15 protein-coding genes are annotated in these 17778 nt (G+C 48.4%); 10 read left to right on the top strand and 5 right to left on the bottom strand.

Features of this window, described 5'->3' with window-relative positions; all coding sequences use genetic code 11:
* Nucleotides 1-116: 116 nt before the first annotated feature.
* The 7 genes from J2X05_RS17795 (at nucleotide 117) to J2X05_RS17765 (ending at nucleotide 8640) form a co-directional block, all read left to right on the top strand.
* Nucleotides 117-740: a response regulator transcription factor gene (locus tag J2X05_RS17795; protein WP_310075050.1), complete on the top strand. Its 624-nt coding sequence runs from the start codon at nucleotides 117-119 to the stop codon at nucleotides 738-740.
* 318 nt (nucleotides 741-1058) lie between these two features.
* Nucleotides 1059-1901 carry a CheR family methyltransferase gene (locus tag J2X05_RS17790; protein ID WP_310075048.1) on the top strand — a complete coding sequence of 281 codons (843 nt, stop codon included), beginning with the start codon at nucleotides 1059-1061 and terminating at the stop codon, nucleotides 1899-1901.
* Nucleotides 1902-1985: 84 nt separating this feature from the next.
* The gene (locus tag J2X05_RS17785) at nucleotides 1986-3260 is read left to right on the top strand and encodes an EAL domain-containing response regulator (protein WP_310075045.1); all 1275 of its coding nucleotides are present in this window, start codon (nucleotides 1986-1988) and stop codon (nucleotides 3258-3260) included.
* Entirely contained in the window at nucleotides 3239-6310 is a 3072-nt protein-coding gene (locus tag J2X05_RS17780; protein ID WP_310075043.1) for an ATP-binding protein, read from the top strand. The genes J2X05_RS17785 and J2X05_RS17780 overlap by 22 nt, the downstream gene beginning before the upstream one ends.
* Before the next feature lie 37 nt (nucleotides 6311-6347).
* The gene (locus J2X05_RS17775) at nucleotides 6348-6632 is read left to right on the top strand and encodes a hypothetical protein (RefSeq protein ID WP_310075041.1); all 285 of its coding nucleotides are present in this window, start codon (nucleotides 6348-6350) and stop codon (nucleotides 6630-6632) included.
* A 3-nt stretch (nucleotides 6633-6635) separates the two neighbouring features.
* Complete coding sequence (locus tag J2X05_RS17770; RefSeq protein WP_310075039.1) at nucleotides 6636-7811, top strand: low temperature requirement protein A; 1176 nt, start codon at nucleotides 6636-6638, stop codon at nucleotides 7809-7811.
* Nucleotides 7812-7980: 169 nt separating this feature from the next.
* Nucleotides 7981-8640: a hypothetical protein gene (locus J2X05_RS17765; RefSeq protein ID WP_310075037.1), complete on the top strand. Its 660-nt coding sequence runs from the start codon at nucleotides 7981-7983 to the stop codon at nucleotides 8638-8640.
* A 79-nt stretch (nucleotides 8641-8719) separates the two neighbouring features.
* Here the strand turns inward: J2X05_RS17765 and J2X05_RS17760 are convergent, their stop codons facing one another.
* From J2X05_RS17760 to J2X05_RS17740, 5 genes are all read right to left on the bottom strand, one after another.
* Nucleotides 8720-9577, bottom strand: a complete 858-nt coding sequence (locus J2X05_RS17760; RefSeq protein ID WP_310075036.1) for a YciI family protein — start codon at nucleotides 9575-9577, stop codon at nucleotides 8720-8722.
* A 92-nt stretch (nucleotides 9578-9669) separates the two neighbouring features.
* The gene (locus tag J2X05_RS17755; RefSeq protein ID WP_310075034.1) at nucleotides 9670-10950 is read right to left on the bottom strand and encodes a DUF445 domain-containing protein; all 1281 of its coding nucleotides are present in this window, start codon (nucleotides 10948-10950) and stop codon (nucleotides 9670-9672) included.
* A gap of 26 nt (nucleotides 10951-10976) precedes the next feature.
* The gene (locus J2X05_RS17750; protein ID WP_310075032.1) at nucleotides 10977-11867 is read right to left on the bottom strand and encodes a DMT family transporter; all 891 of its coding nucleotides are present in this window, start codon (nucleotides 11865-11867) and stop codon (nucleotides 10977-10979) included.
* A gap of 52 nt (nucleotides 11868-11919) precedes the next feature.
* Nucleotides 11920-12531 (bottom strand): YigZ family protein, encoded by a 612-nt coding sequence (locus J2X05_RS17745; RefSeq protein WP_310075031.1) that lies wholly within the window; start codon nucleotides 12529-12531, stop codon nucleotides 11920-11922.
* 333 nt (nucleotides 12532-12864) lie between these two features.
* On the bottom strand, nucleotides 12865-13932 hold the full coding sequence (locus J2X05_RS17740) for a class I SAM-dependent methyltransferase (protein WP_310075030.1): 1068 nt from the start codon (nucleotides 13930-13932) through the stop codon (nucleotides 12865-12867).
* 202 nt (nucleotides 13933-14134) lie between these two features.
* Here J2X05_RS17740 and J2X05_RS17735 point away from each other — a divergent pair, with 202 nt between their 5' ends.
* The 3 genes from J2X05_RS17735 to J2X05_RS17725 all read left to right on the top strand — a co-directional run bounded on the left by J2X05_RS17735 (nucleotide 14135) and on the right by J2X05_RS17725 (nucleotide 17704).
* Entirely contained in the window at nucleotides 14135-15160 is a 1026-nt protein-coding gene (locus J2X05_RS17735) for a GlxA family transcriptional regulator (protein ID WP_310075029.1), read from the top strand.
* A gap of 162 nt (nucleotides 15161-15322) precedes the next feature.
* On the top strand, nucleotides 15323-16159 hold the full coding sequence (locus J2X05_RS17730; protein WP_310075027.1) for an alpha/beta hydrolase family protein: 837 nt from the start codon (nucleotides 15323-15325) through the stop codon (nucleotides 16157-16159).
* Between the two features lie 255 nt (nucleotides 16160-16414).
* On the top strand, nucleotides 16415-17704 hold the full coding sequence (locus J2X05_RS17725; RefSeq protein WP_310075025.1) for a cation:proton antiporter: 1290 nt from the start codon (nucleotides 16415-16417) through the stop codon (nucleotides 17702-17704).
* Nucleotides 17705-17778 lie beyond the last annotated feature (74 nt).

Below are 17778 nucleotides of genomic sequence, written 5' to 3'. Positions count from 1 at the left end.
TTTTTAGCGGAGATACCGCGTGAACGCAAGCCTTGCCAGCCGGTAAATTTGGCGCCTTCTGCTACACTCATCAGGTAGCAGCCTATCCATAAAATGAGTTTACTGACGAGTGCTTCATGACTAGAACGGCTATAGCGACGGCGTATTTGATTGACGACGACAGCATCACCCTGGAATTAATGAGCGGCATTGTAGAATCTACCGGCGTAGAACCTGTGTGTTTCAGCAGCGCCGAAGCCTTTCTGGATGCTTATTCCCCGCGCCCCTGCGAATGTGTGATCACCGATATGCGTATGCCCGGTGTAAGTGGTCTGCAACTGCACAAGGTCTTGCAACAACGCTACGCCGTGCCGCCACCACTGATTATCGTCACCGGTTATGCGGAGGTGAGCGCTGCGGTAGAGGCCATGAAGCAGGGCGCTTTTGATTTTGTTGAAAAGCCCATCAATGGCCACCAGTTTTTGGAGAAGTTGCAAGCCGCTCTCTCACTCAGCCGCCAGCTGCATCAGCAGCGGCTACATTTGGCCACACGCGAAGCGCGCATCGCACTGCTCACCCCTAAAGAGCAGGAAGTTTTGCAGGCAGTGCTCGACGGGTTGCCCAGCAAAGATATCGCCGGAAAGCTCAACCTGAGTGTGCGCACGGTAGAAAACCATCGCGCGCGTATTATGGAAAAACTGCGCGTTAATTCGGCGATGGAATTAATGCGCGATTTTATGATGCCGGTGGCGAGCCGTTAGTTTAATTTCAAAAAAAACCTGTATTTTCAAACGCTTAATCTCCCTTTTACAGGTGGGTCACGTTCCGTTCTCACCTTGGTTAATACCCCCTCTAGGTTTGCCTGACACTAGACTCACCACTCCAGGTACTGTCCCACTAGGTGTTATCCCTCACGCCACCTGAGTATTTTTACTCTCACGACTTTTTTGCCAAACCGGCACACTGGGAACCAATGAAGGTGACTCGCCTCAGGGCAAAGCACCGCACTGTGAGATCAAGGATCTTTTCAATAATCGGCACCTTTGCCAATCATGATGAACCCAGTAACGACCAGGATTATGAGTACACATTCCAACATCAGCCCATTTGCTTTCCATAAAATCCGCGATTACGTGTATCGCACTGCGGGTATCATTATTGGCGCCGATAAAACGGCGATGGTAACTGGCCGCCTGTGGCGCCGTCTGGAATTGTTGGGGCACAAAGATTACGAAACCTATTTCGCTTACGTTTCCAGCCCTGCCGGTGCACAAGAGCGCAGCACTATGTTGGATTTGCTCACCACGAACGAAACCTATTTTTTCCGTGAGCCAGCGCATTTTAATTTTTTGCGCGATGAAATTATTCCGCAGCAGGGTTACAACAAAATGCGCGTCTGGTGTGCCGCCGCTTCTACTGGTGAAGAGCCGCACAGTATTGCAATGGTATTGGCTGACACTCTGGGTAAATGCGATTGGGATATTTTGGCTACCGATATTTCCGGCAAGGTATTGGAGCACGCACGCACTGGCGTGTATCGCGCTGAGCGTATCAACCATATCCCGACCGATTATTTAAAAAATTATTGCCGTCGCGGTATTGGTGAATATGAAGGTATGTTGGCAGTCGTGCCCTCACTGCGCTCACGCATCACCTTTGAACAGCATAATCTCCTGCATCCGCGTGAAACCAATGAACAGTTTGATGTGATTTTTTTGCGCAATGTACTGATTTATTTTGATAGTGAAACTAAACAAAAAGTAATTGAACATATGTTGCAATCACTTCGCCCTGGTGGTTGGTTAATTTTGGGCCACTGCGAAAGTTTGCAGGGGTTGAATGTCGATATTAAAGCGGTTAGCCCATCGATTTATCGCAAGCCTGCTGCAGCTGTACCTGTGTTCAAGCGCGTGGCGAGTTAAGGCATGCCAGGTAGCGCGCAACCCGGTGCTGTTAACCTGTGTAAATTTGCTATTCTTCCGCATCTCGGAGCCAGTGAGCGACATATGATTTCACTTAATACATCGGCCAGCCAAAACCCTTCACTCAATTTGCACGGCAATATTGTGCAGCAAGGGGTAATGGTAGTAGACGATAGCAGCATGCACCGGTACAGCGCGCATATGTGTTTGCGCGCTTTTGGTGTCAGTCAGGTGTACGAAGCGGCCAATGGAAAATTAGCGCTGGATCAACTCGCGCAGCTCGAACAAATCCCTGCGGTGATGTTGCTGGATTTGGAAATGCCGGTTATGGACGGCATCGAAGTATTGCAACAACTCGCGCAATTGCCGCACAAACCTGCAGTCGTCTTAGCCAGCAGCTCCGATGAAGTGCTCATCAGCGCAGTTGCCACTATGGCGGAAGCCTTGGGTATTAATTTGCTCGGTGCTTTTCGCAAACCGGTCAACCCGGTTGAATTGGCCGATGCACTCAACAGTTACAACGCCGGTATTTGCCCGCCCGACCAGGAGCGCCCGCCGATAGAAACCGATGTTGAACAATTAAAAACGGCGTTGGACCGCGCTAAAATCCAGGTGTATTACCAGCCCAAAATGGATCTTGAAACTATGAAGGTGGCGGGCGTGGAAGCGCTCGCACGCTGGAAAAACCTGCAGGGTGATTGGATTCCACCCGGCGTGTTTATTCCCATGGCGGAAGAGCACGGTTTGATTGGCGATTTGACTCTCTCTGTGCTCGACCAGGTGTTGCAAGACATGAATGGCTGGTGGGAGCTGGGGCAATATATTCCCGTGGCAATTAACCTCTCAGCGAAATCTCTCGCCGAATTTAATCTCGCGAACGAAATTATCCAGCGCGTAATTCGTCAGGGCATACCAGCGCACTTTATTACCTTTGAAATTACCGAGAGCGCATTGGTGGTCGATTTGCCTTCGGCGTTAGCCACCATCAGCCGGTTGCGTTTGAAAGGTTTTGGTATTTCCATCGATGATTACGGCACCGGTTTTTCGTCTATGCAGCAGCTGTCGCGCTTCCCCTTTTCAGAATTGAAAATTGATCGCTCGTTTATTCAGGGCGCACCGGCGCGGCAATACATCCGCAATATTTTGAAGTCGGCCATCGAAATGGGGCAGCGTTTGGGGATTACTACCGTTGCAGAAGGTGTAGAGACAGAAGCCGAGCTACACTTGCTCAAAAGCCTGGGTTGTAAACAGGCGCAGGGCTTCCTGCTGGCACGCCCCATGCCTGGGCGCGAGCTGATGGGCTGGGTCGAACAGGATTTGCAACGTAAAAACACCATATGCCAAACAAGTCTCGGGTAAACAAATACTTTCATTTTTTCTCGCTGGTTAATCCCACCCTGTTGTCAGCAGCACTCGCTATAGTGCTGCTGTTTTTTTTTACTAGCCTCGCATTGCGTCATATCCATTCCAGTCAGGAGCGGATTGTGCGCGCGCATCTGCAAACTTCACTCAGCTCCTTCGCCGAGTTGATTCAGCTCTGGCAACAACAAAATCTCGCCGCCATCCATATGTTGGCTAACTCGACCCAAGGCAAAACCCTGCTGAAACAGGTGCTGCTGGAACAGGGCGATAAGGCTGCTACCCATGATGCGCTGCGCGAATGGTTGTATCCGGTATTGATGGTGATGGGCTTTGATGGCTTTTCAGTGATTAATCACGAGCGTGTATTGGTTGCTGCCAGTACGAAAGCTTATCGCAAACAACCGGTGTTATTGCCTGAGACCATTGAGGTGCTTGATAAAGCGCTTGCCAAGCGTCCGGCTATTTCGCGCCCGGTAGCGGCAGTACTCCCTATCGATGGGCCGCGCGGCCTGCAACCGGCGGGCACACTTATGCAAAACATGTGTGTGCTGTTCGAATCAGAGGTCACAGCGCCCGGCTATTTTTGTTTGCGCTTTAATACCCAATCGAGTTTTTTTCCGATTTTTTTTAAAGGGCGCACCGGTCGTTCAGGCGAAATTTACGCTATCGACAACCGTGGCCGCTTTGTTACGCCCGCGCGTTTTGCGCCAACACAAATGGATAATTCAAGCACCGAAGCGCAACAACAAGCGGCGCGTATTGGGGCCGAAGTGCGGCGTCCCCTCGCTCGCGGTGAGCAGGGGCCATTGACCGATATGGTGGATTTTTTAATTAATCGTGAAGCCGGACTAATCAAAGTGGGTTATCAGGATTATCGCGGTATTTCTGTAGCCGGAGCAGGTCGCTGGATTGATGAAATGGAATTGGGTGTGATCATCGAACAGGATGTGGAAGAGGCGATGGGGCCTTTTCTCGCCTCGCGCAATATTATTATCGGCTTGAGTGTCGCGGCCAATTTATTAATTGTGGTGTTGACCATCACCGCGATTCTCAATCGTCGCAGTGCATTGATGCGTGAAGGGCGTTTCCGCTCGCTGTTGGATAATTTACCGGCAGCGACACACATGACCTCCATTGATCACCAGTTGATTATGGTCAACCCGGCGTTTTGCAGCTTGCTTAAACTGGATGAAAGCGATTTGCTCGGGCGCGATATACATGACGTACCCGCACCCAACTGGCTCAAGCCACTCCTTCAAGCCGAGGAAAACGTCGGCGCTGATTCCTATTGGAATGATGTTGTCTCTGAATTGCGCCACCCCGACGGCAATCCGCGTTACTACCGCATAGTGCGTTTCCCGATCATCCATACCAAGGGGCAAGAGCCGCAGGCGATTACCTGCATTTGGGTCGATGTTACCGAGCGGATAGTGGCCAATCAGCGCATGGAAGAGGTCAACCAAAATCTGGAACAAATGATCAATGAGCGTACCCACGAACTCATGTCCGCTAAAGATGAAGCGCTGGCTGCATCACAAACAAAAGCGGAATTCCTGGCCAATATGAGCCATGAAATTCGCACGCCGCTCAATGCGATTATCGGTCTCGCGCATATTGCCCTGGCCAGTAAGCCCGAACCCAAGCAGCGCACTTATTTGGAAAAAATGCGCGACTCAGGTGAGCATCTGCTGCAAATTATTAATGATATTTTGAATTTCTCGCGCATGGAGGCGGGCAAACTTTCGCTCGATCACAGTGAATTCTCTATCGATCAACTCGTGGATAAAACAGTTGATCTGGTGTGGGATAAAGCAGCGGCAAAAGGCCTGCAAGTGAATGTGGAAATTGATGCGCAAATTCCCAAGGTGCTGTTGGGTGATTCCCTCCGGCTCGGCCAAATCCTTATTAATTTTTGCGCAAACGCCGTGAAATTTACCGATCACGGCAGCATCAGTATTCGTGTAACCAAAGTGCGTGATTGGCAAGAGCGCGTCGAATTATTATTTGAAGTGGAAGATACCGGGATTGGGATTGATGCTGAAAAAGTGCAAAATTTATTTCAGCCATTCCAGCAAGTAGATTCCTCCAGCACGCGCCGTTTTGAAGGCACAGGTTTGGGGTTGTCGATTTGTAAAAATCTGGCGGATTTGATGCAGGCGCGCATCGATGTCAAAAGTACCGAAGGGCAGGGCAGTTGTTTCCGCTTGCGCGTGCAGTTGGAAAAAAATAATCGCGCACCCGCGCCCAATATCCTGCAAGCAGATCCCAGCCCCAAAAAATTGGCGCCCATCCACTGCAGCATTCTGGTGGTGGAAGATAATTTGCTCAACCAGGAAATTATTTTATCGCTGTTGGAGTCTATGGAAGCAACGGCTATTTGTGTCGGCTCGGGGCCAGAAGCCATCGCTATTATCCAACAGCAGGCATTTGATCTGGTATTGATGGACATTCAATTGCCGGGTATGGACGGTGTTGAAACCACCGCGCGCATCCGCGAATTGCCGGTGGGTAAACATCTCCCCATTATTGCGGTAACTGCGAATGCGTTGCCGGGCGATAGAGAGGCCTATCTCGCCGCGGGCTTGGATGATTATTTATCCAAACCGATTGAGCCTGCGCAATTGCATAGTGTATTGGAGCAGTGGGGGCATGCCTGCCGCGTGGCCGATGATCTGGTGCCCAAAGCCAGCAGTTTTGAATTTTTGCACAATGGTGGAATCGACACGGCGCGCGCGCTGCATAATTTAATGGACAATGAGACGCTCTATCGCCGTTTGCTCGAACGGTTTGCGCGTGAGCGTGCCACATTTCCAGCGCAATTGACTGGGCTGCTGGAAAACAACCCTGCAGAGGCGCTCAATCAGGTGCACTCACTTAAATCCCTCGCCGGTAGTTTGGGTATGAGCCAACTGGAAATTATTTGTTTTAATCTGGAGCAACATTTGCATAATGGTGAGTGGCAGCAAGAATTGGTTGATAAGCTGGGTGTTGAGCTCACCGCTATGGTGGAGTTGGTTTCGCTGGGTTTAAATCTGCAACATAATTAATAATGATTGTTAACCTCATTTTTCACTAGGAGTCGCTATGCACACACTTATGGTTTTAGTCGGTGGCTTTGTGTTGTTATTTTTTTGTCAGCTAGTCGCGCGGGTATTTGCTGGTGCGGGAGTAAAACCTATGGCTAAAGCGGAGCTGCTCTTTATTCCGCTCTGGTTTGTTATAGCTGCCATCAATATGTGGATCGGTATCAACCACGCCGGTTACACCTTTATGCAAGAGTTGCCCATCTTCCTGCTGGTGTTTGGTGTTCCTGCTGCGGCCGCGCTACTGACCTGGTGGCGGCTCACTCATTTGCAAAAAGGAAAATAATTGATGTTGTCTTTACTCCGCGCGCGCGGTCGTGACCCGGGTGGTAGTAACCAGAGTGGCAAGGTCACTATGGTTGAACTGTTTTTCGATTTGGTGTTTGTATTTGCCATCACCCAAATCTCCCATTCACTGCTTGCACATTTAACGCTCGACGGCGCGATCAAACATTTTTTGCTCTTGCTCGCCGTCTGGTGGGTTTGGATTTACACCTCTTGGGTCACCAACTGGTTAGACCCTGAACGTCTGCCAGTACGTTTATGTTTATTTGCATTGATGCTTGCGGGCTTGTTGATGTCTGCCTCTATCCCCGATGCGTTTGGCGAGCGCGGATTATTATTTGCCTGTGCTTATGTGTGTATGCAAGTGGGACGCACAGCATTTTTCCTCTACGCGATCCGCAACAGCGCGCGCAATTTTGTGCGCAGTTTCCAGCGCATTTTTATCTGGTTGTGCCTCTCGGCGGTGTTCTGGCTCGCTGGTGGATTTGCGGAAGGGCAGCCGCGTTTTATCCTCTGGTGCATTGCTTTTTTTATTGAATTTATTTCGCCCGCTGCACTTTTTTGGGTGCCGGGTTTGGGGCGTGCAAGTACAACGGATTGGGATGTGGAAGGCAACCACATGGCTGAGCGCTGCGCCTTGTTTGTGATTATTGCGCTGGGTGAATCGTTGCTGGTGACGGGGGCAACCTTTGCGGATCAAGAGTGGACCGCCAATGTTATCGCCGCATTTTTGGTGGCGGTGGTTGGTTCAATTGCGCTCTGGTGGATTTATTTTGATTCAGGTTTGCAACGTGCTCATCACCGCATCCTTCATTCTGCTGACCCCGGCAGCCAAGCGCGTCTCGCTTACACTTATATGCATGCGCCGATTGTAGCGGGCATTATTGTCTGCGCGGTTGCCGACGAGCTGGTGCTTGCCCATCCCGACCATGCATCTCCAGCAGGGGTGGCGGCAATTATCGGCGGCCCTGCGCTGTATCTATTGGGCTGCATGTTATTTAAATGGGTGACCAATGACCGCCGGACACCGCCCTTGTCTCACATGGTTGGTTTGCTGTTGCTGCTTGCTGCCATTCCGCTCGCCACCCATCACCATTTTTCTGCATTGGGATTGAGTGCGGTCACTACCGGGATTCTGGTTGTGGTAGCAATATGGGAGACAATGGCGCTAAAAGATTAAATTTTCGTTCCGATAAAAATTATATTGTCTTTTATGGCAGGGCTTTTTGTAAAAAGTCGTTGCGAATCACAAGATCAATAAAATTTTTCTGTTAGCGTGAGGCCTGTTTTGGGTTATTCCTGCGATACAGTGATTCGCAATCTCTTCACAAAAATGATCGGAGGTTATTATGGGCGCCATATTTTATCGCATCGTAAAACAAATAAAAAAATTTACACTTCCGACGGTAATTGCGTTGGTACTGATAGGAACAAACTCCGCCAATGCAGTTGTTATTGATTTTGACGACATTCGATATGTCCCTGCTGATGAAATGTTCCCTCATTTTTCTGATAACCCGCTCACCGACCAGTACCTCGACAAAGGTTTATTGATTGATGGTGGTTTTCTGGTAGGTGAATCCCTTCCCGATGGTAGCAATGACAACCAACTGCTCGGCAGTAACTTTTTACTGCTCAGGTTCGTCGGTAACTTGCCAACCTACGTCAGTATGTATGTCAGCGCGGCACATGAGCAGGCAGTATTTCTCAATGCCTTTGGCGAAGGTGGTTGGCTCGCACAAAAACAAACATCAGGTTATGCAGGTCCCTACAATGAAACACCTTATATCGATAATCAGTTAGTGAGTTTTTATGCACCCGAGGGGATTTCTTTTATTACACTGGAAGCCTTTTATGGATTAAGAACGGGCGCTGTGGTGGATAATTTATTTTACGACTATTCCACATCGGTTCCTGAACCATCACTATTCATATTGTTGATAAGCGGCTTGCTAATGATTGCACTGAGTTCTGTTATTCATAGGCAATGCGAACTGGTTGAAAAATAATCCTGGTTGAAAAAAACCGGCAGGAAATTGGCGCAGATAGTGTGCACCAATGTCCTGCCGGTTTTATTTTTTGCATTGGTTATTGCGCGGGTTCTTCACCCGGCAACATCACCATCCAACCCACACCAAATTGGTCAGTGACCTGCCCGTAGAGCGGCGACCAAAAGGTTTTCATCAGCGGCATATCTACTTTTCCACCGTTGCTCTCAAGTGCGGCAAAAATGCGGCGAGCTTCATCTTCATTAGGAACATTCAGTGCCAGGCGAAATCCGCTGAATTTCTCCACATCATTGCAACCATCAGATGCCATTACCCGCACATTGCCGAGGCTAAATTCAGCATGCATGACTTTATTTTCAAAACCGTCTTGAAGCATTCCCTCAGGAACAGCATCAGGGCTCTCGTTAAAACGTATCAGGAATTTAACATCCGCACTTAAATGTTGTTTATAAAACGCCAGGGCTTCATCGCAGCGGCCAGAGAAAAATAAGTAGTTGTTCACTTCTACTTTTTGCATGGCTAATGCTTGGCGCAATGCAGCATCTTTTTCTCGTGATGCGCCATTTGGGTCAGCAACCGCAAAATCCTCGATCTCATAAAAGGTGCGGATCTCGATATCCGACTCTTCCTCTTCCATCGGATTAGGGCATTTCTTCACCCACTCAACGGCCTCTTCCATGGATTTCACATTCCAAATCCAATAACCGGCAATTAATTCATTTGTTTCAGTAAAGGGGCCAGTCGTCACTACCCGCTTGTCGCCGCTAAAGCGCACACGCAAGCCTTGGCTGCTGGGCTTAAGCCCGTCGCCCGATTCCATAATGCCGGCTTTTACCAGCTCCTCATTAAAATTCATCATCGCTGACATCAGCGCCTCAGTTGGCATTTTTCCCGCTTCAGAACCGGGCGATGCTTTTACTATGACCATGACTTTCATTGTGGTATCTCCTATATAAACCAATATTTAGGGTGGGTTTTGTTACTTGCTACCCAATAGTCGAACGGCGTTTGGGGAAATCGACAGCGGGATTAAAATAAAAACTGAAAAAGTTCCTGCGCATGGGATATCAAATAAAGCAGACAACCTATACATCCACCCACGATGGTGCCGTTGATGCGTATATATTGCAGATCTTTGCCTATATTCAATTCAATCTGGCGTGACATTTCTTTGCTATCCCAGCCTTTCACCGTATCCCGGATATGTGCCGTTAGGAATAGCGCAAAATCTGGAGCCATTTTTTTTGCTGCGTCTTCCATATGCTGATTAAGGGATTGGCGTAAATTTGCATCGTGCGCCAGGGTTTCTCCTAACCATTGACCGGCAGCACTGATTTTTTGATGCAGCACGGAATTCTTATCTGCACAGTCGCGTTTGAGCCAGTCTTTTAAATCGCGCCAGAGTTCACCCATATAGGTATTAAAGGTTTCATCATTTTTTAAGTAGCGTTTGATTTCTTCTGCCTTTTCAAAAAACTCGGGATCTGTTTTCAAACGTGTAATAAAATCTTTTGTGTAGCCATCAAATTTAATGCGCAGTTGATGGTCAGGGTTCTCGTTAATCTCATTCAATAAGCGGCTTGCTGCTTTAATTGCAATGTCAGCACCGGTGCGACCAACCCAACCTGAAGGCATAATTTTTTCTGCAACCGGGTGTTCATCTTTAAGCCAGTCAACAATTCCTTCGGCGATAAAGGTCTGCGTCTCGTTCTCGGCTAAAATTGATGCAAACTGATTAATCCCTTCGTTAAGCAGGGCCTGGTGGCGATTATTTTTAGTCATGACGTCTAGGAGCATGCCAGCGGATTGGGATAAATCGATTTTGTCCAGCATCGCATGAATCGCTTTGGTCATGAATTTTTGCACAGCTGCGTCTTCGATAAAATCGAGCATGCCCGCGGTTATTTTGACTAAATAGGTACCCAGTTTTTTGGTGTTGTCGGCGGCACACAACCAATCTGCCGCTTTTTGTGCAGGATCGTGTTTTTGAATGAGCGCAACAATGGACTCCACATCCAGAAATTTTTCTCGCACAAACAGCGCGAGATTATCTGCAATTTTATCCTTATTTTTAGGAATAATTTCGGTGTGCGCAGAGACAATTGGAATGGGTACGCGTTTGAACAGCGCCACTACCGCAAACCAGTCTGCCAGCGCGCCCACCATAGCCGCTTCAGATATCGCCCTCATTAATCCGACCCACCATCGCTCGGCAGGCAAAAATAACGTACTAATAAAAGTGAGCGCGGCAAACGCCAGAAAATACATAGCAAGGCGTTTGGATTTTTGCAGTTCGATTTCTTTAGTCATTTACTGATCACTCCCTTACAACACTGCTATTTTCTGGTGGCGAGGGTAACACCGCTAATCACCAGTAAAGCTCCGAGTAGCTGCACCAGTGTAATGGGCTCATGCAATATCAGGGCGCCAAGAAATAAGGTAATCACCGGGCCAATGCTACCAAGAATTGCCGCACGGCCACTGCCAATGACACTAATGCCCTTATTCATTAAAAAACTGGGAATAACCGTACAAAAGAACGCGAGGACTATTGCTAAAACATATACCGGTTGCGGTTGCTTAAGATTAGCAACTCCTTCCAGCGTTAAACTGTGCAGTATCACACCTACGCAAGCGGATAACATGGCGTAAGCCGTGAAACGGCTGGCACCAACTTTGGGAATCGTATCGCCCGCCAGGACGACAAATAAAGCGAAAAAAATGGTACTCAGGATAACCAGGCTCGTACCCAGCAAAGTGTAGTTCCATTCGCTAGTTAAGCGTAAATCCTGGATAAATACCAACAACATGCCTGCATAAGCCAGTGCCAATGCAATTTTTGTTTTACGTGTTATTTTTTCCTTTTTCCAAAATGCCAACATCAATAACACCAGTGTTGGATAGATGTACAAAATCAATCGCTCCAAGCCCGCCGAGATATATTGCAGCCCCATAAAATCGAGCAGGCTGGAGACGTAATAACTCAACAACCCCAGCCCGATAATTTTCCAGCCATCACCTTTTGCGAGTGGTGTGAGTTGTTGGGTTTGCAACCAGAGCGCAACCGCTGCATAAAATGGAATTGCAAATAACATACGCAATGCCAGCAATGGCGTAGCGGTGATTCCATATTGATACGCGAGCTTGATGACAATCCCCTTTGCAGCAAAACAAAAGGTGCCGACAAGAATGCAAATAATACCGATGATCGCAGGAGGATATTTCATGGCGGGGTTCAAGGTGGTGGATGCGACATCATAAAGGCGGTGTGGTAACTACTCAATCATCAATATGAACAAGCGCATCGCCAGCTGTTTCATTAATGACTTGTTGCGTAAATAACTCTGCTTGCGCAGCGGCGAGGCTGATTTGCAAAGTGACTTGCATGGCATAGTCCACATGTAAAACCTGCCCTTGATACGTATTCACTAGATGGCGAATTTTGGTTTCCTTGGCGAAATCCACAGTGATATGAATGTGTATGCAGGGGGTCACTTCTACTAACTGCGCGCAATTCACTGCTGCAGATACTGCGCCCGAATACGCACGCACCAATCCCCCCGCACCTAATTTCACTCCGCCAAAATAACGCACTACCACGGCAAGCGAATTGCCCAACTCGCGTTCAGTCAATACATGCAACATAGGTTTTCCCGCTGTACCGGAAGGTTCACCATCATCGCTAAATGCTTGTGTCTGCGGCTGGCGGGTATTTCCGATTACATATGCCCAGCACACATGGGCCGCATCGGGATATTGTTTTCGGTAGCCATCAACATGCACCATCGCTTCATCACGCGAAGTAACAGGGTGTAGAAAGGTTAAAAATTCACTGTTTTTTTCTTCAGTGGTTGCTGCGATAGGTGCGGCGAGAATGGTGTAGATGGACATGGAGTCGCTCAGGGTGAAAACGAAAGTGGGAATTATAGTGCAAGTTACACTGCGAATTCGATTTCTGTGAGCGCTGGGATCTAAAGCAAGTGGGATGAATGAATGGTTTGTGTAGTTAGTGTACGCCGCGGATATCTGGAGCAAGTCGCCATCACTGCTTAATGATGGTGTGAATAAAGTTGGTTCAGGCTCGATTTGAAACGGCATGAGTAATATACCGGCAGGCATGCTGCCGACATTTCACCCATGCATATCGTGGATGCTATTACACGGGTCAGGTGAATTATGCTTTAGGCGCATCAAGTTTTTTATGGTTAGTAAAATAGATAAACATTAGATCTGCGCTTCAAAAATTAAATTAAACGGAGTCTCCGCTGCGCGCCGAAAATGTGTGAAACCCGCTTTACGAAACACGTCTGCCAAGCGTGCTTCACCCGCTTGTGCACCCAGCACCATCTTTCCACCTTCGGAAATGGCATGAGCGCAACAAACGGTTGTTGAGCTCGCGTAATAGGCGCGGGAAATAGGGGAAAGGTTTTGTTCAATTCGATCATGCGCAAAGGGTTCGACTAACATCACTGTGCCGCCGGGTGCCAATGTTTGCGCGGCATATTTTACGGCTGCAACCGGGTCACCCATATCGTGCAGGCAATCAAAAAAACAAATGAGATCATATCGGTGATTGGGGTAGGACACGGCGGTGGCGATATCAAAATTCACTTGCTCAGCAATATCCGCAATGCGCGCATTTTGTTGTGCGGTGTGGATCGACTCTGCGTGTGCATCAAAGCCATAAAAGCGTGAATTGGGAAAGGCTTGTGCCATTAAAATACTGGAATGACCGTGGCCGCATCCGATATCGGCAACAGCAATGCCTGCGTGCAGTTTATCGACTATCCCATTGAGTGCAGGCAGCCAATTTGCAACTAAATTCCCGCGATAACCATTGCGATAAAATGCTGCAACGCCGCAGTGCAAACTGCTGTGGTGATCGCCCCAGGCCACGCCATTGCCCGTGCGAAATGCGTGCAGGGTTTTTTCTTCATCAAACCAAAGCGACGCCGCCGCGCTCCATGCATGGGGAATAAATACCGGGCTGTTTTCATCGGCCAACACCAGCGCCTGTTCTGGTGTGAGTTCGTAACAATCGCTCAACGCGTGATAATCCACATAACCGCCCGCCGCTTGCGAATTTAACCATTCACGCACGTAGCGTTCAGCACAACTCGAGCGAGAGGCGACTTCGCTGGCGCTGAGCGGGCCAGCGCCAGCCATAGCTTTATAAAGGCTGAGCTTGCTGCCAATACTGATCATCGCGCCGCCATAAGATGCTGAAAGATCGTTGACCGCGCGCATGACAAAAGCTTCCAGTTTTGCAGGATTAATTGCAGTTGCATTCATGATATTGATTCCTTGAGTGATAGGTTTAACGCTGCCGCTCATGATCAATGTAATCGGGTATAGGCTGAAGAGGTGGAATCACCTAAAATCGGTTCGTTTATGCCATTGGGTGACAGATTTGTATTGCAGTGTGGGGGCCCCGCTCGTCAGGTTATGTAGGGGCGCGGCTTGCTGCGCCCTATAAATAAAAAAGGATCGCAGAATGAGTAATGATGCAGCGCGCAGAGGAAATTCCTATCACGTCAGTTTACTGGCTGTGCCCGATGCAGTGGTGTCCACGCTGGCGGGTATTTACGATGTGATGAATTCGGTTGCGGTCATGGGCATTAATTCTACTGCATCATCTGCGGTGTTTCAGGTAGAAATTGTGGGCGAGGTGGTGGGGCCGCTGGATTTGGTGAGCGGTGTTCCCATTCAGGTGCAGCGCGCAATTACTGGTATCACGACAACCGATATTATTATCGTCCCCTCATTTTTATTGCGCGCCGATTGCTGGGAGCAAAACCGTTATCCGCAATCCATTCAATGGCTGCGCACAATGCATGAGCGCGGTGCAATTATTTGCTCAGCCTGCTCAGGGATTTTTTTATTGGCCGAAACGGGATTGTTTGACGGCAAAGAAGCCACGGTACATTTTAATTACGCCAACATTTTTGCGGCAACTTATCCCGCAGTCACGATCCATCCAGAACGTGTACTGGTAATTTCCGGCCAGCGCGAAGAATTAATTTGCTCCGGTGCGTCTATGAGTTGGCACGATCTGGTGCTGTATTTAATTGCACGTTTTGCTGGCGCAACTACCGCACAGGAAGTTGCGCGTTTATTCGCATTGCAATGGCATCAAGATGGTCTTACACCCTACATGGTTTTTGAAGGCAAGCTCGATCACGGCGATGCGGAAATCTATAGTGCACAGCAGTGGTTAAGCACACATTTTTCAGTGGCTAATGCGGTTGACGAAATGATCAAACAATCGCGCCTTGCCGAGCGCACCTTCAAACGTCGTTTTGCCGCCGCTACCGGCATCACACCTATCGCTTATGTGCAGCGCCTGCGTATCGAAGACGCCAAGCGTCGGCTTGAGCGAACCAATACATCTATTGATGAGATTAGTTGGAGAGTGGGCTATGAAGACGCTGCATTTTTCCGGCGTTTATTCAAGCGCACTACTGGTATGGCGCCGAGTGCTTATCGCAAACGGTTTTGTATTCCGGAGTTTGCGCGTTAGTCATTGAGCTTTTTGTGAACTTGGATGAAAAGCGATGGTGAATCCAAAACCCCACTTCCTGTGTCCAATTAACTTTACGCCAGTAAAGTTATTAAGCGTTGCTTAAAACATACTGCGCGTGACGTTTTTCCATTGGCAACAACTCAACAGGTGGGGAAGACCATGAAATATATACTGGTGGTTACGCTTTTACTTATCCATGTTGTACGGGCACATGGAGAGAGTTTTAAAAGAGAGGAGGTCCGGTTTGCCAGCAACAATGTTCAGCTATCGGGTTCTATCTTCCTTCCCAAGGATAAAGGGATTGTCGCAGCAGTGGTATTTGTTCACGGTTCCGGCAAGCAAACCAGAAGTTTGTTCTGGGCAGAAAAATTTGCAGAAAAGGGAATAGCGGCGCTGGTCTATGATAAGCGCGGGGTAGGAGATTCGGGTGGCAACTACGAAAGTGAACGCAGCGTGGGCGAAAAAAATATAGGTCTTTTGGCAGACGATGCTGTGTCAGCATTGGCCGTCCTATCGAAGCATCGCGCGTTAACAGATTTGCCCTTAGGTTTGGCGGGAATCAGTCAGGCCGGATGGATAATTCCTTTAGCTGCAGAAAAAAGCTCTATTCCAAAATTCATGGTGTTATGGAGTGGTCCGGTCTGTAAGGTCAGTGAGGAAGATATCTTCAGTAAATATACGGCTGACATGGATGGTAAAGAAATTCCAAGTTACGACGAGGCGATAAATTCGAGAAAACAAAAATACCGCTGGCCTGATTTCCTTGGCAAAGATTCTGATCCAAGTGATAGCCTGGCAAAACTACATATTCCGGGGCTGTGGATATTCGGTACGGATGACGGCAGTGTGCCAGTAGACCTTTCAATAAAAAGGCTCGAATTACTGAGGAAATCAGGCCATGAATACGACTATGTCGTATTTTCAGGGTTGGGCCACAACAATATGGCGGAAACTTTTTCTACCGCATCCGATTGGATTATTCGAATATCACGATAATCAAAAAAAACCGAACGCGTGGTTCAATTTTCAGGAAAAGGAACAGCGTATTGCATATCACCAATCGGAGGTTGATGTACGGTGAGATCTTGTACATAGCCACTATTACCGTTTCTAGGGAGCTTCGAGGCTCACATAGGATGCATGTTCGATAGCAGTTTGATTGCTAAAGATAGCTTGCGCACATTGGTTATGCCTAACTTGGTGCAGAATGATGGTTCACTACATCCGAGCCCGATTAGGTAGGTCGTGTTTATGGAAAACGGAACCTGGTTTTTATTAATTGGTTTGCTCATGCTTGGCCGTGGTTTGACCTCCACGATTCTGACGCGCTCACCCTTCAGCTCCTCCATTGTTTACCTGGCAGTTGGGTTGATTGCAGGCCCCATGGTGTTAAATCTCTTTCGGTTTAATCCTGTCGAAGAAGCACCGCTGCTGGAAATACTGACAGAAGTGGCCGTGTTGATTTCCCTTTTTTCGGCGGGCATTAAAATGCCGGTGCCGGTTACGGTAAAACAATGGGGCAGGCCAGTCTTGCTCGCTTGGGTAGCCATGGCCCTTACAGTAGGGTTTGTTGCTGCTTTCACTTACTTTGTCTTGAGTCTTCCGCTGGGGCTTGCGGTGTTGCTGGGAGCCATTTTGGCGCCCACGGACCCAGTGTTGGCTACGGATGTGCAATCGCGGCATCCCGGCGATAAAGATCATTTACGCTTCAACCTCACCAGTGAAGCAGGCATGAATGATGGGTCCGCATTTCCGTTTGTGATGTTGGGTTTAGGCTTGCTTGGCTTGCACGACTTGGGCACTTCAGGTTGGAAATGGATAACGCTGGATGTGCTGTGGGCAACCTCAGCTGCCATCGCTGTCGGTATTGTTGGCGGTATGCTTCTGGCGCAGATCGGATGGAAGTTGCGCGGGAGTGAATTTAAACACGAGATTCTTGATGATCTGGCGGGATTGGGGTTAATCGCGCTGGTCTACGGAATAAGCGTGTCGATTGATGCCTGGGGGTTTTTAGCGGTATTTTTTTCCGGGGTCGCTTTACGTCAAACTGAATTGAAGTTATCCGAGCGATATGCACGCCAGGTTAATGCAATAAAACAAAAAGATAATTCATTGACGGTTGATGCAAATGATCCTGAGCCACCCATTATCAGTGTTGAGTCGTTGGTTTTTGGTGCTCATCTTGAGCGCTTATCGGAAATGTTATTGGTGTTTTTGCTTGGGGGCATGCTGGCGTTTCAATTCTGGAATTGGCAAACCCTTGGTTTGGCATTGTTTCTATTCATGATTGCCCGCCCGCTGAGTGTTTACATCAGCCTGGCCGGAACCAATACCAGTTGGAAACTACGCAGCATGATCGGATGGTTTGGTGTGCGCGGCATTGGTTCGATCTACTATTTGATGTATGCAATACAACATGGGCTGGATCAACATCTGGCACAACAGTTGACTCAATTTGTACTTGTTGTAGTAACGCTGTCTATTATTGTTCACGGCATTAGCGTGAAACCCATTATGGAAAAATTTTGGCGACGTCGTTAAATTGCCTGCTAAGCCCATGACCTATTTTAATATCACTGCGCGATCATGCGTGTATGGTTTAATGGATCGCCATA

It is taken from the genome of Cellvibrio fibrivorans (genome assembly GCF_031457055.1).
GTDB lineage: Bacteria > Pseudomonadota > Gammaproteobacteria > Pseudomonadales > Cellvibrionaceae > Cellvibrio > Cellvibrio fibrivorans.
This window is presented reverse-complemented; position numbering and strand designations above follow the sequence as displayed.

Coding starts and splice junctions, on each gene's coding strand:
- J2X05_RS17795 (WP_310075050.1), top strand. CDS start 117: ATGACTAGAACGGCTATAGCGACGGCGTATTTGATTGACGACGACAGC.
- J2X05_RS17750 (WP_310075032.1), bottom strand. CDS start 11,867: ATGAAATATCCTCCTGCGATCATCGGTATTATTTGCATTCTTGTCGGC.
- J2X05_RS17790 (WP_310075048.1), top strand. CDS start 1,059: ATGAGTACACATTCCAACATCAGCCCATTTGCTTTCCATAAAATCCGC.
- J2X05_RS17760 (WP_310075036.1), bottom strand. CDS start 9,577: ATGAAAGTCATGGTCATAGTAAAAGCATCGCCCGGTTCTGAAGCGGGA.
- J2X05_RS17735 (WP_310075029.1), top strand. CDS start 14,135: ATGAGTAATGATGCAGCGCGCAGAGGAAATTCCTATCACGTCAGTTTA.
- J2X05_RS17730 (WP_310075027.1), top strand. CDS start 15,323: ATGAAATATATACTGGTGGTTACGCTTTTACTTATCCATGTTGTACGG.
- J2X05_RS17770 (WP_310075039.1), top strand. CDS start 6,636: ATGTTGTCTTTACTCCGCGCGCGCGGTCGTGACCCGGGTGGTAGTAAC.
- J2X05_RS17725 (WP_310075025.1), top strand. CDS start 16,415: ATGGAAAACGGAACCTGGTTTTTATTAATTGGTTTGCTCATGCTTGGC.
- J2X05_RS17745 (WP_310075031.1), bottom strand. CDS start 12,531: ATGTCCATCTACACCATTCTCGCCGCACCTATCGCAGCAACCACTGAA.
- J2X05_RS17765 (WP_310075037.1), top strand. CDS start 7,981: ATGGGCGCCATATTTTATCGCATCGTAAAACAAATAAAAAAATTTACA.
- J2X05_RS17785 (WP_310075045.1), top strand. CDS start 1,986: ATGATTTCACTTAATACATCGGCCAGCCAAAACCCTTCACTCAATTTG.
- J2X05_RS17740 (WP_310075030.1), bottom strand. CDS start 13,932: ATGAATGCAACTGCAATTAATCCTGCAAAACTGGAAGCTTTTGTCATG.
- J2X05_RS17775 (WP_310075041.1), top strand. CDS start 6,348: ATGCACACACTTATGGTTTTAGTCGGTGGCTTTGTGTTGTTATTTTTT.
- J2X05_RS17780 (WP_310075043.1), top strand. CDS start 3,239: ATGCCAAACAAGTCTCGGGTAAACAAATACTTTCATTTTTTCTCGCTG.
- J2X05_RS17755 (WP_310075034.1), bottom strand. CDS start 10,950: ATGACTAAAGAAATCGAACTGCAAAAATCCAAACGCCTTGCTATGTAT.